This is a genomic window from Streptomyces sp. NPDC099050 (assembly GCF_044759865.1).
GTDB lineage: Bacteria > Actinomycetota > Actinomycetes > Streptomycetales > Streptomycetaceae > Streptomyces.
In genome coordinates, this window is the sequence record NZ_JBIWAE010000009.1 from 1 (window position 1) to 15493 (window position 15493).

The following is a 15493-nucleotide window of genomic DNA, read 5'->3' on the forward strand; positions in this document are numbered from 1 at the left end:
GTGGTGACCGGAACGCCGGCGGGAAGCCCCTCCAGCGTCGCTACCAGAGCCGGGCCGTGAGATTCCCCGGCCGTCAGCCAACGCAACCTGCTCAACGATGCTCCTCGTGCTCGCGCCTGATTCATCGATGGCGCGATCGGGTGCGCGGCCCGGACCCGCCTACACCCGATCCTCCCATGTCCGGGCCGGTACACCGCCCTCCGGTCCAACTGTCGGACGGCGGCGCACCCCGGCCCGGGGTGAGATGTGGATCTAGGAAGGGTTTCCGCTCCCGCTCAGTGGCGGGCGCGCAGTGCCGCCTCGCCGGCGGCGCGCATGGCCGCGAGCGGGGCGGTGGGGCAGCCGGTCATCAGCTCGACCTGGAGGACCGCCTGGTGGACCAGGAGGTCGAGGCCGCCGAGGAGCTTGCCGCCGTGCTGCGTCCAGGCCGCGGCCAGGGGCGTGGGCCAGGGGTCGTACAGCACGTCGAAGAGGGTGCCCGCAGCGGCGGGCACGGAGGCGGCCAGCTCGTCCGTGGCGCCGGCCGGGGTGGTGGCGATGACCAGCGGCGCGTCCAGTGCCCCGGCCGCCCGCGACCAGTCGGCCGTACGGACGTCCACGCCGAGCCGCTCGCCCCACGCGCGCATCTCCGCGGCCCGGGCCTCGGAACGTACGTACGCGGTCACCTCGCCGGTGCAGATCCGGGCCAGCACGGCGAGCGCCGAGGAGGCGGTGGCGCCCGCGCCGAGGACGGCGGCGGACTCCACCTTCTGGACGCCCTGCTCGCCCAGTGCGGCGAGCAGGCCGGGGATGTCGGTGTTGTCCCCGACCCTGCGGCCGTCCTCGGTGAAGACGACGGTGTTGACCGTCTCCACGGAGGCGGCGGTGTCGCTGATCTCGTCGAGCAGCGGGATGACCGCCCGCTTGAGCGGCATGGTCAGCGACAGCCCGGCCCACTCGGGGCCGAGCCGTGCCATGAAGCCGGGGAGCGCGGCCTCGTCGATCTCGAAGCGGTCGTACGACCGGTCCCCGAGGCCGAGCTCCTGGTACGCGGCGCGGTGCAGCACCGGTGAGAGGGAGTGCTCGATGGGCGAACCCAGCACCGCGGCCCGTATCCGTGACATGTCCTGCTACCCGCCGTTCTTCTGCTTCTGCCGTTCCTGGAACTCGGCGACGAGCTTGAGGTGCTCGTCGTACGTCTTGGTGAAGGTCGTCTTGTCGCCGTCGACCGACACGAAGAACATCCAGCCTCCGTGGTCCGGGCTGAGCGTAGCGGTCAGCGCGTCCAGGCCGGGGTTCCCGATCGGGCCGGGCGGCAGCCCCTTGATGTTGTGCGTGTTGTACGGGTTGACGAAGGCCTTGGCCTCCGTGAGGTTGAAGTTGATCTCGCTCTGGTTCTTGACGTAGTTGTACGTCGAGTCGAACTCGATCTTCTGGTTGGTGACGTCGTTGGTCTTCTTGAGGCGGTTGTAGACCACCTCCGACATCTTCCGGAAGTCGTCGTGGTTCTTGCCCTCGGCGTTGACGAGGCTGGCGACCGTGATCACCTGGAGCGGGTTGCTCAGGCCCAGTTCCTTGGCCTTGCCCTCGACCCCGAGCTCGGTGTACTTGTCCGTCGCGTTCTTGACCATCTGCTTGAGCAGGGACTCGGGGGTGCTGTCCTTGCTCAGGTCGTAGCGCATCGGGTACAGGAAACCCTCGAGGGGATCGATGATGTTCTTGTCGTTGTTCGCCCACGCCGGCAGACCGAGGCTCTTGGCCTGCTTGAGGGCGATGTCCTTGGTGGTTCCGGCCGGCTTCTCGAGCTTCTTGTCGATCGCGTCGTAGACCGTGCTGTTGCGCATGCCCTCGGTGATGGTGAGCACGTGCAGCTTGGAGGGGTCGGTCATGACCGTGACCGCGGCAGCGGCCGACATCTTCTTCTTGAGCGGATAGATGCCGGGCTGGATCGACTGGCCCTTGGGGTTGCTGCCCGCGGCGTCCACGAAGGCCTGGGCGCTCGCGACCACGCCCGCTTCCTTCAGGATGCGGCCCATCTGACCCAGGCCGGCGCCCTTGGGGATCTCCACGTCGACGGTCTCGTCGATGCCTTCGCCCGAGAAGTCCTTGGCCGTGGAGAACCTGTCCTTCAGATAGCTGTAGCCGTAGTAGCCGCCACCGCCGACCACGCCGATGATGACCACGGCCGCGATGAGGCAGGCCATGCCGCTGCGCTTCTTCGGTTTGTCGCCGGAGCGGCCCGACCGGCGGCCGCCGCGCCCGCCGTCGTCGCCGTCACCGTCGTCTTCGCCGTCCCCGGCGTCACCGCCGCCCGCGAGGAAGGAGTCCGCCGCGGCGTCCTCTTCTTCCTGCCAGGGCTCCTCGGTCTGCAGGTGCCGCATGCTCGGGGGGCGCGGCGGCGGGAAGGCCTCGGGGCTGCCGTAGAGGTCGGGGGCCTCGCCGGGGTAGCCGCTCGACTGCTGCTGCGCGTACGGATCCGCGCCCGCGTACGGGTCGGCGGCCTGCGGGACCGCGGCGTACTGGCCCTGCCCGGTGTCCCAGACCTGGCCGCCGCCCTGGCCCCCGTACGTCTCCTGGTGCTGCTGGTGCTGCTGATGCTGCTGCGGGTACTCGGGGTGCTGCTGCGGGTACTGCTGCTGCTGCGGATGCTGGGGATACGGCATCTGCTGCTGTTGCTGCTGCTGCTGGTACTGCGTCTGCTGGGCCTGGGGGTACTGGCCCTGCTGCTGCGGGTAGTAGGCCTGCTGGGGCTGAGGCTCCTGCTGGTACTGCTGCGGGCCTGCGACATAGGGCATCTGACCCGGCTGGGCCTCGTGCCCGGTCCACCCCTGGTCCCCGTACTGCGGGTCCTCGGGGTGCCACGGTTCGGGGCCAGGGCCCCGGCCATACTCAGTCATCGATCCCCTAGCGCGCCGCAGGGCGTTGGCCGCGACTCCGTCTGACGCGACTCACGGTTCCGCCTCTTCTGATGGGCGACGGCTGTTCGAATGCCGTCACATCGCGCGGAACGTTACCGTATCGCGATCAGACAACCACTTCGACGCACTCACCGGGCGGATTACCTGATACCCGTTCGGTCTCCAGCGCGTTCTGAAGGATCACCACGGCGGCCGCCTGGTCGATGACCGACCGGCTCTTCTTGGCGTTCTTCCCCGAGGCCCGCAGGCCCTGGGCGGCGGTGACCGTGGTCATCCGCTCGTCCACCAGACGTACCGTCACGGGCTTGATGCCCTTGGCGAGTTCCGTGGCGAAGGCGCGGCACTTGGCCGCGGCCGGCCCTTCCCGCCCGCTGAGCGAGCGGGGCAGACCGACCACCACCTCGATGGGCTCGTACTCCGCGACGAGCTGCCGCAGCCGCCGGTGGGCGAAGGGGATGTCCCGGCCCGGAACGGTTTCGACCGGTGTGGCCAGCACCCCGTCGGGGTCGCACGAGGCGACCCCGATCCGGGCGTCACCGACATCGATGGCCAGACGGCGGCCGCGGCGCAGTGTCATCTTCAGGCCGTCTCTACGACGAGGCGCTCGACCGCGGCGATGGCCTCGGGGATGGCGGCCGGGTTCTGGCCGCCGCCCTGGGCCACGTCCGGCTTGCCGCCACCGCCGCCGCCGAGGGTCTTGGCGGCCGTACGAACCAGGTCGCCGGCCTTGAGACCGCGCTCGCGGGCGGCCTCGTTGGTGGCGATGACGGTCAGCGGACGGTCGTTCGCCGTGGTGAAGAGGGCGACGACCACCGGTCGGTCGCCCTGGATGCGGCCGCGGACGTCGAGGACCAGCTTGCGCAGGTCGTCGGCGCCGGTGCCGTCCGGCACGGTGCCCACGACGAGGGCGACGCCGCGGATGTCCTGGGCGCCGGCGGCGAGACCGGCGGCGGCCTGGAGGACCTTCTCCGCGCGGAACTTCTCGATCTCCTTCTCGGCGTCCTTCAGCTTGCCGAGCATGGAGGCGATCTTCTCCGGGAGCTCCTCGGCACGTCCCTTGACCAGCTCCTGGAGCTGGGCGACGACCGTGTGTTCCTTGGCGAGGAAGTTGTACGCGTCCACGCCGACGAGAGCCTCGACGCGGCGCACGCCGGAGCCGATGGAGGACTCGCCGAGCAGCTTCACCAGACCGAGCTGGCTGGTGTTGCCGACGTGCGTGCCGCCGCACAGCTCCTTGGAGAAGTCGCCGATGGTCACGACGCGCACGCGCTCGCCGTACTTCTCGCCGAACTCGGCGATGGCGCCCTGCTTCTTGGCCTCGTCGATGCTCATGATCTCGGCGGTGACGTCGAGCTCACGGGACAGCACGTCGTTGATCTTGTGCTCGACGTCGGTGAGGACCGAGCCGGGCACGGCGTTCGGCGAGCCGAAGTCGAAGCGGAAGCGGCCGGGCGAGTTCTCGGAACCGGCCTGGGCGGCCGTCGGGCCGAGCGCGTCGCGCAGGGCCTGGTGCGTCAGGTGGGTGGCCGAGTGGGCGCGGGCGATGGCCCGGCGGCGCTGGATGTCGATGGCGGCGTACGCGGAGGCGCCCACCGTCACCTCGCCGACCTGGACGGAGCCCTTGTGCACGGAGACGCCCGGGACCGGCTGCTGCACGTCGCGGACGACGATGACGGCGCCCGAGTCGAGCTTGATGCGGCCCTGGTCGGCGAGCTGGCCGCCGCCCTCGGCGTAGAAGGGGGTGCGGTCGAGGACGACCTCGACCTCGTCGCCCTCGGAGGCGGCGGGCGCGGAGACGCCGTTGACCAGGAGGCCGACGATGGTGGACTCGCCCTGGTTGGTGGCGTAGCCGGTGAACTCGGTGGCGCCGGAGCCGTCGGCGATCTCCCGGTAGGCGGACATGTCCGCGTGGCCGGTCTTCTTGGCCTTGGCGTCGGCCTTGGCGCGGTCGCGCTGCTCCTGCATCAGGCGGCGGAAACCGGGCTCGTCCACGGCGAGGCCCTGCTCGGCGGCCATCTCCAGGGTGAGGTCGATCGGGAAGCCCCAGGTGTCGTGGAGCAGGAACGCCTTGTCGCCGGCCAGGACCGTGCCGCCGGCGGCCTTGGTCTCGCTCACGGCGGTGTCGAGGATGTTCGTGCCGCCCTTGATGGCCTTGAGGAAGGCGGCCTCTTCGGCGAGCGCGACGGTCTCGATGCGCTTGCGGTCGGTGACGAGCTCCGGGTACTGCTGCCCCATCGTCTCGATGACCACGTTGACCAGGTCCTGGACGACCGGGCCGGTGGCGCCCATCAGGCGCATGTTGCGGATGGCGCGGCGCATGATGCGGCGCAGCACGTAGCCGCGGCCCTCGTTGCCGGGGGTCACGCCGTCGCCGATGAGCATGGTCGAGGTGCGGATGTGGTCGGCGACCACGCGCAGCGAGACGTCCGTGCCCTTTTCGGCGCCGTACTGCACGCCGGTGAGTTCGGTGGCCTTGTCCATGACCACGCGCAGGGTGTCGGTCTCGTACATGTTCTGTACGCCCTGCAGGATCATGGCGAGGCGTTCGAGGCCGAGACCGGTGTCGATGTTCTTCGACGGCAGGTCGCCGAGGATCGGGAAGTCTTCCTTCCCGTCGCCGGCGCCGCGCTCGTACTGCATGAAGACCAGGTTCCAGATCTCCACGTAGCGCTCGTCGTTGACGGCGGGGCCGCCCTCGACGCCGAACTCGGGGCCGCGGTCGTAGTTGATCTCCGAGCAGGGACCGCAGGGGCCCGGCACGCCCATGGACCAGAAGTTGTCCTTCTTGCCCAGGCGCTGGATGCGCTCCTGCGGGACGCCGACCTTGTCGCGCCAGATGGCCTCGGCCTCGTCGTCGTCGAGGTAGACCGTGATCCAGAGCTTCTCGGGCTCCAGGCCGTAGCCACCGTCCGCCACGGAGCTGGTGAGCAGCTCCCAGGCGTACTTGATGGCGCCTTCCTTGAAGTAGTCGCCGAAGGAGAAGTTGCCACACATCTGGAAGAACGTGCCGTGGCGGGTGGTCTTGCCGACCTCTTCGATGTCCGGCGTACGGACGCACTTCTGCACGCTGGTGAGCGTGGACGCGGGGGGCTTGACCTCGCCGAGGAAGTACGGCTTGAACGGCACCATGCCCGCGGGCACCAGCAGCAGAGTCGGGTCGTCCGCGATGAGCGACGCCGAAGGGACAACGGTGTGACCGCGCTCCTCGAAGAAGCTCAGCCAGCGGCGGCGGATTTCAGCCGACTCCATCAGTGGTCCTCATTCCGGTTGTACGTAACCTTCGAAAAATGGTTCTTGGTCTGGTCTTGCTCGAGGGCCCGCAGTCGCCGCGGTGCGGGGAGGGCGGTGACGCTGGCGGGCAGGTCGGGATCCTGGTGGAGTCCCAGTGCGTCGTTCAGCTCGTCCTCGCGCTGCGACATTCCCGACTTGACGTCGAGGGCGAAGTCCTTGAGGCGGTGGCCCGCCTCGACGGCCTTTTCGGCGGCCTGGGCGGCGAGGCTCTCCGGCGTCAGCTTCTTGAGCTGCCGGTTGACCTTGGTGGTGGCCCACACGCCGGCGGCAGCGCCGGCGGTGAACCAGAAGGCTCGGCGGAACATCGGAGATCTCAGCCCTTCTGCTTCCGGCGCCTGGCCGCCGGCACCGTACGGCCGGCGATCACGGTCCGGCGGGAGGTCTTGCCCGGATCGTCCTGCGCGCTCGCGCCGCCCTTGCCCAGCGCCTTGCGGACGCCGTAGCCGAAGGCCGCGACCTTGACGAGCGGGCCGCCGAAGGTGGAGGCCACGGTGGAGGACAACGCGGAGGCGTTGGAGGTGACTTCCTGTACGTCGCTCGCGATGGCGTCGACCCGGTCGAGCTGGGTGCGGGCGGAGCGGACCGTGGTGGAGGCGTCCGCGAGCAGCGGGACGGCCTGCTCGGTCACGTCGGCCACCAGCTTGGTGGTCGCCCTGAGCACCTGGGCCAGCCTCACCAGTACCACGGCGAGGAAGGAGACCAGGATGGCCCAGAAGACGGCCACGAGGATTCCGGCCACCTCTCCACCGGACACGTTCACACCGCTCTCTACAGATTGATCACCAAGCGAAAAAGTCGTCCTCCGACCCTATCGCGCCGGAGATCCGCCGCAGTACCGCAATTCCCGGGCGCCGCGCCCGCGGGGCGGCCGGAACGGACCCGCCTTGTACGCAGCGCATGCGGACCAGTACGCTCCGTGTCCCATGCGACAAAGACCCATTCCACGAAGGACGCCGGGCAACCTTCCCTCGGACCTGAGCGGCTTTGTCGGACGGGGCGGCGAACTTTCCGAGCTGGAACGTCTGCTGGACGCCTCGCGGCTGGTCACGGTGACCGGCGCGGGCGGCGTGGGCAAGACCCGCCTGGTGCTGGCGGCGGCCCGGGCGGCGGCCGACGCGGCGGCCGGGCCGGTCGGTGCGGGCGAACCCCCCGTTCCCGCGCAGGAACGCTACTGCGACGGGGTGTGGCTGGCCGAGCTGGCCTCCGTACGGGATCCGGCGCTGCTGGAGCTGACGCTCGCCGAGGCGCTCGGGCTGACCGACCACACGACCCGGCCGCTCCGGACGGTCCTCGCCGAACACCTGGCCGAGCGGCGGCTGCTGCTGGTCCTGGACGGCTTCGAGCAGCTGGTCGACGAGTCCGCCGACCTGGTACGGGACCTCCTGCGCCGGTCCCCCGGCCTGCGCGTGCTCGCCGCCGGCCGGCGCCCGCTGACCCTCGACGGGGAGCTGTCCTGGCCGCTGGCGCCGCTGGACCCGGAAGAGGCCCTGGCGCTGCTCATCGAGCGGACCTCCGCGGCCGATCCGGCCTTCGCCCTGACGGAGTCCAACCGGGCGGTGCTGGCCGAGCTGTGCGCCCGCCTCGACGGCCTGCCGCTGGCGCTGGAGCTGGCGGCGGGCCGGCTGCGCACGCTGTCGCCGGAGCAGGTGCTGTCCCGGCTGGAGGACCGCTTCGCCCTGCTGACGGGCGGCTCGCGCGGCGCGCTGCCCCGGCACCGGGCGCTGCGCACGGCGATCGGCTGGAGCCACGAGCTGTGCACGGCCGGGGAGCGGCTGCTGTGGGCACGGCTGTCGGTGTTCGCCGGGCAGTTCGACCTGGACGCCGCCGAGTACGTGTGCGCGGGCCCGGACCTGCCGGTGGATTCGGTGCTGGACCTGGTCGGGGAGCTGCTGGGGCAGTCCCTGCTGGTCCGGGAGGAGACTGCGGCCGGGGTCCGCTACCGGATGCTGGAGAGCGTACGGATCTACGGGGCGGGCTGGCTGGAGTCGCTGGGCGACGCCCGGCGGCTGCGGCGCCGGCACCGGGACTGGTACATGGGCCTGGCGACCTGGTGCGAGCTGGACTGGTTCAGTCCGCGCCAGGAGGAGGTGGCCGCGCTGGTGGAGGCGGAGCTGCCGAACCTGCGGCTCGCGCTGGAGTGCTGCCTGGACGAGCCGGAGGAGACCCACCTGGGCCAGTACCTGGCGGGCACCCTGTGGTTCTTCTGGGCCGGCTGCGGCCGGCTCACCGAGGGGCGGCACTGGCTGGACCGGACCCTGGAAGGCGACCTCGGGCTCGCCGGGGCGGAGTACGAGAGCTCCCGGCTGAAGGCGCTGTGGGTGCTCGGGTACGTGGCGGCGCTCCAGGGCGACCCGGTGGCCTCGATGAGCGCGCTGTACGAATGCCGGGACGGGGCCGTGCGGAGCGAGAACCCGGTGGCGGGCGCCTACGCCGTGCACCGGATGGGCTGTCTGGCACTGGTCTCCGACGACATGCCCCGGGCCGGGGAGCTGCTGGGCTCGGCGCTGGAGCGCTACCGGGAGGCCGGGGAGCTCAACAGCAACGTCCTGATGTGCCAGGTGGAGCTGGCGATGGCGCTGGCCTTCCAGGGGGAGCTGGCGGGCGCGCTCTCCCTGTGCCGGGAGGTCCGGGACATCTGCGAGGAGCGCGGGGAGCGCTGGACGAAGGCGTACGCCCTGTACGTCCTGGCGTACGCGGCGCTGGACGCCGGGGGCACGGCCGAGGCGCGGCGGCTGCTGGCCGAGTGCGTGGCCATCAACCACACGTTCCGCGACCTGGTGGGACTGGTGCTGGCGGTGGAGCTGCTGGCGCTGGTCACGGTGGCCGAGGGGCATCCGGCGGAGGCCGCGGTCCTGCAGGGCGCGGCGGAGCCCCTGTGGGACGGGGTGGGGATGCGGCTGTTCGGCTCGGGGTACTTCAACGCCCCGCGGCTGATGTGCCAGGAGCGGGCGGGCGAACTCCTGGGCGCCGAGCGGTACGCGTCCTGCGCCCGGCACGGCCGGACCCTGCCGCTGGACGCCCTGGTCGAGCGCGCCCTGCGGGGACCGGAGCCGGCGCCCGTGCCGACGGGTCCGCTGCCGAGGCCGCGCGGCGCCGCGGAGCGGGCCGAGCGCGCCGAACGGCCGATGGCGCACCCGGGGGCGGCGGGGGTGAAAAGCAGGAAACCCGCCGGCTCCCCCGAAGGGGAACCGGCGGGCTGAACCAGCCTGTGAGGGCTAAGTCCGCTGGTGGTGCTGGATCAGCGGGCGTAGTACTCGACGACGAGCTGCTCGTCGCAGATGACCGGGATTTCCTTGCGGTTCGGGTCGCGGTCCAGGCGGAAGGCCAGGGCCTTCAGGTTGACCTGCAGGTAACGGGGGGTCTCGCCCTCGCCTGCGTAGCCACCCTCGCGGGCAACCTGGAACGGAACCTTCTCGCGGCTGCGCTCGCGCACCGTGATGACGTCGTCCGGACGGACGCGGAACGACGGCTTGTCGACCTTGTCGCCGTTGACCTCGATGTGGCCGTGAACGACCATCTGACGGCTCTGGTAGATGGTGCGGGCGATGCCCGAACGCAGGACCAGGGCGTCGAGGCGACGCTCGAGCTCGACGACCAGCGCCTCGCCCGTCTTGCCTTCGGCCTTCTTGGCGCGGTCGTACGCGCGGGCCATCTGACGCTCAGAGATGTCGTACTGAGCGCGCAGACGCTGCTTCTCCAGCAGACGAACCTTGTAGTCCGAGTTCTGCTTGCGGCCACGGCCGTGCTCGCCCGGCGGGTAGGGGCGGGCCTCGAAGTACTTGACGGCCTTCGGGGTCAGCGCAATGCCGAGGGCACGCGACTTCTTGACCTTGGGTCGCTTCTGGTTCACGTGGAACCTACCTCCATGTAAGTTAGGTGAGGCTTACCTTAGCGAGGAGGACGTAATGTCTCGACCACATGGGATCCCCCTGCCCAGTGCGCACCGAAGTTCAGATCCAAACGAAACAGGATCTGCTTTCGGCGACGATAGGCAAGGTCAGCCGCGTCCCAGGGAAGGCGTTCGGCAGCTCACCGGAGCCGAACGCGTACGAACCCTCGTAGAGTCCAACGCCTCAGTATCCCTCACGCTCCCGGGTGCTTATGACCGGGAGGAGCTCGGGACGGGAATGCCGGCCGCCAGGACCGTCACCCCGGACGGGGACGTGATTCTCCTGGTATCAGGGGAATCCGCGGCTGCCAGGGCAGCCGCTCACGCCCAGGACGACGACCTCACCGCCGTGATCGAGATCACGGATGTGGCGCCGGTGTCCGTGCCCCATCGTATCCGAGGCCGCGCCTGGCTCGCCGGGTGGCTCACGCCGGTGCGCGGGGCCGCCGAACGGGCGGCCTGCGCGGCGCTGCTGGCGGAGCGGCACCCGGTCGGCGAGCTCCTCGGACTGTCCGAGTCGCTCGACGCCCCGGCCGCCGGCCGGCCCGCGTGGGTGCTGCTGCGCCTGGAGGTCGGCGAGATCTCGGTGGACGACCTGTGGGGCGCCGAGCACGTGGACCCGGACCTGCTGGCGACAGCCGAGCCCGACCCGATGGTGGCCCACGAGACGGAGCTCCTCCAGCACCTGGCCTCCTCGCACGGCGACCGGATGGGTGACCTGTGCGGCCTGCTGGGCACCCGGGAGGCCGCGGACCTGACGGCGGTCCCCCTCGCGCTGGACCGGCTGGGCCTGCGGGTCCGCTTCATCCGGGGCGCCACCGCCTTCGACGCCCGCTTCGACTTCCCGGAGCCGGTGACCGACGTCCGCGGCCTGCGCCGGGCGATGAGCACGCTCTTCGCCGGCTAGGGGCCTACGGGACTGCGGGACGACGGGGCTCTGCCGGCCTACGGGCAGGTGCCGAGCATGTCCTGCAGCGCCTGCTTCTCCGGTGGGGTCACGGAGAGCCCGTACTTCGCCTTGATCCCGGTGTACCGCCGCGCGTACTCGCACCAGTAGCCCTTCTGGGGCGGCTTCCACTTGTCCGCGGTCTTGCTGCTCTTGTCGTAGTTCGTCTGCTTGTCCACGGCGAGCAGCACGTCCAGGTCGTTGGCGTACTCCAGGCGCCGCTGCGGGGTCCAGGCGTACGCGCCCCCGCGCCAGGCGGCGCCGAGGGCGACGACGTGGTCGGTCTGGATCTGCGAGGCGCGGCGGTAGGTGTAGGGGAGCTCCTTCCCCGTGTACGGGTCCTTCAGCACTCCGGAGAGGACGACGCAGGGGTTCCTGTCGCCCTCGCGGAGTTCCCGGAGGTCCCTGCGCAGGACGTCGTCGCGGGTGTCGCACCCGTTGCGGCCGCCGACGGCGTCGGTCTCGTCGGACCAGTACTTGCCGAAGTTCTCGCGCTTGTACGTCTCCCAGTTCCTGCCCCACTCGACCTTGAGCTTGCCGAGCCCGCCCTTGGCGACGGGGGCGGCCGGCGGGAACCCGGCGCTCGCGAGGGGGGCCTGGGCGACGAGTGCGGCGGCGCTGGCCCGTGCCCTTTCGCCGTCTCCATGGTGACACCCACTGAGCAGCAGCACGGCTGCGACGGCGATGAGCGGAGCGGGACGTCCCATGCGACGGAGCCTAGGCCCGGCTCCCTGACCCCGTGCCCGCGACACGACCCCGCTGCGCGGGGCCGTCCCCGCAGCAACCCTCGCCGCTGCGCGGGGCGAAGTCCCCTCCCCGCCCTTCGCCCGTTCCCCGGGGCTCCGCCCCGGACCCCGAGGCGATCTCTTCAGCCCCTCCGGCGTTTGAGGAGCGGGGGTCCGGGGGCTGGCCCCCGGGAACGGCGCCGCAGGTCAGGAGCCGGCCCCGCGCAGCCGTTCGCGGACCTTTTCCACCACGTCCGCGTAGCGGGCTTCCGCCCCGTACCGGGTCGGCTCGTAGTACCGCTTGCCGTGCACCTCGTCCGGCGCGTACTGCTGCGCAGCGATCGCGCCGGGCACGTCGTGCGGGTACACGTACCCCACGGCGTGTCCCAGCTTCGCCGCCCCCTTGTAGTGGCCGTCACGCAAGTGCGCCGGGACGGTACCCGCCAGGCCCGCCCGGACATCGGCCAGCGCCGCGCCGATCGCCGTCGTCGCGGTGTTCGACTTGGGGGCCAGCGCCAGCGCGATCGTCACGTGCGACAGCGTGAGCGAGGCCTCCGGGAAGCCGATCATCGCCACCGCCTGGGCGGCCGCCACCGCGAGCGGCAGGGCCGTCGGGTCGGCCAGCCCGATGTCCTCGCTCGCCGAGATCATCAGCCGGCGCGCGATGAACCGGGGGTCCTCCCCCGCTTCGATCATGCGGGCCAGATAGTGCAGCGCCGCGTCCACGTCCGAGCCGCGGATCGACTTGATCAGCGCGCTCGCCACGTCGTAGTGCTGGTCACCGTCCCGGTCGTACTTCACCGCGGCCCGGTCGACGGCCTCCTCCACCGTCTGGAGGCTGATCTCCGCCTCGCCCTTGGCGATCGCCGAGCCCGCGCCCGCCTCCAGGGCCGTCAGCGCGCGCCGCGCGTCGCCGCCGGCGATCCGCAGCAGGTGCGCCTCCGCGTCCGCCGGCAGGGTGACCGCGCCGCCGAGGCCGCGCTCCTCCGTCAGCGCCCGGTGCATCAGGGAGCTCAGGTCCTCGTCCGTCAGCGGTTCCAGCGTCAGGAGCAGCGAGCGCGACAGCAGCGGGGAGATGATCGAGAAGTACGGGTTCTCCGTGGTCGCCGCGATCAGCGTGACCCAGCGGTTCTCCACGGCGGGCAGCAGCGAGTCCTGCTGCGCCTTGCTGAAGCGGTGGATCTCGTCGAGGAAGAGGACGGTGTCCTTGCCGTACCCGCCGGCCGCCCGCTTGGCGCCCTCGATGACGGCCCGTACTTCCTTCACGCCGGCGGTGATCGCGGACAGCTCGACGAACCGCTTCTTCGTCGCCTGGCTCACCACGTACGCGAGCGTGGTCTTCCCGATGCCGGGCGGGCCCCAGAGGATCACCGAGGAGGCACCGGCGGGGCCGCCCGCACCGTCCCCGACGAGCCGCCGCAGCGGGGAGCCGGGCTTCAGCAGGTGCTGCTGACCGACGACCTCGTCCAGGGTGCGCGGGCGCATCCGGACGGCCAGCGGAGAACTGGAGGGGTCCTTCGCCTGGCGGTCTTCGGCGGCGGCGGTGAAGAGATCTGGTTCCACACCGGAAGCCTATGCGAGGCCACCGACACTCCCGCCCGCCCGGCCGGCCGGGCTCAGGAGGTCCAGAAGTCCCACCAGCGGGTCAGGATCAGCATGCCGATGATCCCGATGTGCAGGACGGGCAGCACCCAGGTGAACTCGTCGAAGAAGGCCCGCAGCCAGCCGGGGGCCGGCAGGAGGCGGCCCCGGACGTTGTGCGAAGTGACGTACCAGAACATGACGATGGTGGCGACCCAGGCCAGGCAGCACCACAGGCACAGGGAGCTGATCGTGTAGAGCGACTGGTACATCAGCCAGGTGCAGAAGCCGACGCCGAAGAGCATCCCGGCATTCAGGGTGAGCCAGTACCAGCGCGGGAATCGCGCCCGTGCGAGCAGGCTCATGCCCACGCAGACGACCATGCCGTAGGTGACCAGCCCCAGCATCGGGTTCGGGAAGCCGAAGACGGCCGCCTGGTCGCTCTTCATGATGTTGCCGCAGGAGACGATCGGGTTGAGGCTGCAGCCCGGCACGAAGTCCGGGTCCTCCAGCAGCTTGAACTTGTCGATCGTGATGACCCAGGCGGCGAGCAGCCCCGCGGCTCCCGTGATCACCAGCAGCAGGGCGAGCGCCCGGCTGCCGCCGACGGCCGTCCGCGTCCCGGCGGTGTCCGTTTCGGTCCCTCGTGTCGTCATCCGGCCCGCTCCACATCTGCAAGGTCAACAAGCACCGGCCATTGTGCCGTACCCGACCACTGTCCACCCTTCGACGGACAGGAGGCGGTACGCACGGGGGGACCGCTGTGCCTGCTGACCTTCAGGTGGAAGAGCCGGCGCGACGGCTGACCGTCTTCGCCACGGCGGCCGGAGCGAAGGGCGGGGCCGGGAGAGCTCCGCGCGGCGGCTCCCCCGGCCCCGCCCCACCAGGCGGCAGCGTCCGTCAGGCCAGGCGGGCCTGGACCGTGGCGACCACGTCGGCCAGGGCCACCGGGGTCTGCTCACCGGACTGCATGTCCTTCAGCTGGACCACGCCCTCTTCGAGGTCGCGGTCACCCGCGACCACCGCGAAGCGGGCCCCGCTGCGGTTCGCGTCCTTCATCGCACCCTTGAGGCCCTTGCCCCCGTAGGAGATGTCCGCCGCGACACCGGCCCGCCGCAGCTCGGTCACCAGACCGAACAGCACCGGCTTCGCCGCGCCCAGGGCGATCGCGAAGACGGAGGTCGCGGACGGGATGTCCAGTTCGACCCCCTCCGCTTCGAGCGCCAGCACCGTGCGGTCCACGCCCAGCGCCCAGCCCACCGACGGCAGCGCCGGCCCGCCGATCATCTCGGAGAGACCGTCGTAGCGGCCGCCGCCGCCCACCGCGGACTGGGAGCCCAGACCGTCGTGGACGAACTCGAAGGTGGTGCGGGTGTAGTAGTCCAGGCCCCGCACGAGCTTCTCGTCGTCCTCGAAGGCGACCCCGGCCGCCGTCACCAGCGCCCGCACCTCCTCGTGGTACGCCTTGCAGGCGTCGCAGAGGTAGTCGCGCAGCATCGGGGCGCCGACGAGCTGCTTCTGTACGTCGGCCCGCTTGTCGTCGAGCACCCGCAGCGGGTTGATCTCGGCCCGGCGCACGGTCTCCGCGTCGAGGTCGAGCCCGCGCAGGAAGGACTGGAGGGCTTCCCGGTACACCGGGCGGCACTCCTTGTCGCCGAGCGAGTTCAGCAGGATGCGGAAGTCGCGCAGGCCCAGCGAGCGGTACGCCTGGTCGGCCAGGATGATCAGCTCGGCGTCCAGCGCCGGGTCCTCGGCTCCGATGGCCTCGGCGCCGACCTGGGAGAAGTGGCGGTAGCGGCCCGCCTGGGCCCGCTCGTAGCGGTAGTACGAGCCGGAGTACCAGAGCTTGACGGGCAGGCCGCCGAGCTTGTGCAGGTTGCCCTGCAGGGCGGCGCGGAGCACGGATGCGGTGCCCTCGGGGCGCAGGGCGAGCTGGTCGCCGCCCTTCGTGGTGAGGGTGTACATCTCCTTGCTGACGATGTCGGTGGACTCGCCGACGCCGCGCGAGAACAGTTCGACGTTCTCGAAGCCGGGGGTCTCCACGTACCCGTAGCCGGAGTTCTTCAGGGGCGCGGAGATCGCCTCGCGGACCGCCAGGAAGGTGGCCGAGCGGGGCGGCAGCAGGTCGTACGTGCCCTTGGGGGCCTGAAAAGTACTCACGAAA

The 15493-nt window shown here is 71.0% G+C and carries 14 protein-coding genes; 2 read left to right on the forward strand and 12 right to left on the reverse strand.

From position 1 onward, the window contains the following. The 7 genes from ACIQV3_RS16915 to ACIQV3_RS16945 all read right to left on the reverse strand — a co-directional run. On the reverse strand, window positions 1–137 hold a 137-nt coding region (locus ACIQV3_RS16915), incomplete at its 3' end, for a chorismate synthase (RefSeq protein ID WP_403713421.1). A gap of 138 nt (window positions 138–275) precedes the next feature. Further along, window positions 276–1103, reverse strand: a complete 828-nt coding sequence (locus ACIQV3_RS16920; protein WP_403713171.1) for a shikimate dehydrogenase — start codon at window positions 1101–1103, stop codon at window positions 276–278. Window positions 1104–1109: 6 nt separating this feature from the next. After that, complete coding sequence (gene mltG, locus ACIQV3_RS16925) at window positions 1110–2876, reverse strand: endolytic transglycosylase MltG (protein WP_403713173.1); 1767 nt, start codon at window positions 2874–2876, stop codon at window positions 1110–1112. A 127-nt stretch (window positions 2877–3003) separates the two neighbouring features. Then, window positions 3004–3474: a Holliday junction resolvase RuvX gene (gene ruvX, locus ACIQV3_RS16930; RefSeq protein WP_243334308.1), complete on the reverse strand. Its 471-nt coding sequence runs from the start codon at window positions 3472–3474 to the stop codon at window positions 3004–3006. Window positions 3475–3476: 2 nt separating this feature from the next. Beyond that, a complete protein-coding gene (gene alaS / locus ACIQV3_RS16935; RefSeq protein ID WP_403713175.1) occupies window positions 3477–6146 on the reverse strand; it encodes an alanine--tRNA ligase in 2670 nt (889 codons plus the stop codon). Next, complete coding sequence (locus tag ACIQV3_RS16940) at window positions 6146–6493, reverse strand: DUF6167 family protein (protein ID WP_403713176.1); 348 nt, start codon at window positions 6491–6493, stop codon at window positions 6146–6148. The genes alaS and ACIQV3_RS16940 overlap by 1 nt, the downstream gene beginning before the upstream one ends. Before the next feature lie 8 nt (window positions 6494–6501). Continuing rightward, window positions 6502–6942 (reverse strand): DUF948 domain-containing protein, encoded by a 441-nt coding sequence (locus ACIQV3_RS16945; RefSeq protein WP_403713177.1) that lies wholly within the window; start codon window positions 6940–6942, stop codon window positions 6502–6504. A 169-nt stretch (window positions 6943–7111) separates the two neighbouring features. Here ACIQV3_RS16945 and ACIQV3_RS16950 point away from each other — a divergent pair, with 169 nt between their 5' ends. After that, a complete protein-coding gene (locus ACIQV3_RS16950) occupies window positions 7112–9388 on the forward strand; it encodes an ATP-binding protein (RefSeq protein ID WP_403713178.1) in 2277 nt (758 codons plus the stop codon). 38 nt (window positions 9389–9426) lie between these two features. Here the strand turns inward: ACIQV3_RS16950 and rpsD are convergent, their stop codons facing one another. Next, entirely contained in the window at window positions 9427–10038 is a 612-nt protein-coding gene (rpsD, locus tag ACIQV3_RS16955) for a 30S ribosomal protein S4 (RefSeq protein ID WP_112446798.1), read from the reverse strand. A gap of 55 nt (window positions 10039–10093) precedes the next feature. Here rpsD and ACIQV3_RS16960 point away from each other — a divergent pair, with 55 nt between their 5' ends. Beyond that, complete coding sequence (locus ACIQV3_RS16960) at window positions 10094–10984, forward strand: DUF2470 domain-containing protein (protein ID WP_403713180.1); 891 nt, start codon at window positions 10094–10096, stop codon at window positions 10982–10984. A 38-nt stretch (window positions 10985–11022) separates the two neighbouring features. Here the strand turns inward: ACIQV3_RS16960 and ACIQV3_RS16965 are convergent, their stop codons facing one another. The 4 genes from ACIQV3_RS16965 to hisS all read right to left on the reverse strand — a co-directional run bounded on the left by ACIQV3_RS16965 (window position 11023) and on the right by hisS (window position 15489). After that, window positions 11023–11730, reverse strand: a complete 708-nt coding sequence (locus ACIQV3_RS16965; RefSeq protein WP_403713181.1) for an HNH endonuclease family protein — start codon at window positions 11728–11730, stop codon at window positions 11023–11025. A gap of 225 nt (window positions 11731–11955) precedes the next feature. Beyond that, the gene (locus ACIQV3_RS16970; protein ID WP_403713182.1) at window positions 11956–13311 is read right to left on the reverse strand and encodes a replication-associated recombination protein A; all 1356 of its coding nucleotides are present in this window, start codon (window positions 13309–13311) and stop codon (window positions 11956–11958) included. 53 nt (window positions 13312–13364) lie between these two features. After that, complete coding sequence (locus ACIQV3_RS16975; protein ID WP_403713183.1) at window positions 13365–13985, reverse strand: vitamin K epoxide reductase family protein; 621 nt, start codon at window positions 13983–13985, stop codon at window positions 13365–13367. A gap of 244 nt (window positions 13986–14229) precedes the next feature. Then, complete coding sequence (hisS, locus tag ACIQV3_RS16980) at window positions 14230–15489, reverse strand: histidine--tRNA ligase (protein ID WP_403713184.1); 1260 nt, start codon at window positions 15487–15489, stop codon at window positions 14230–14232. Window positions 15490–15493 lie beyond the last annotated feature (4 nt).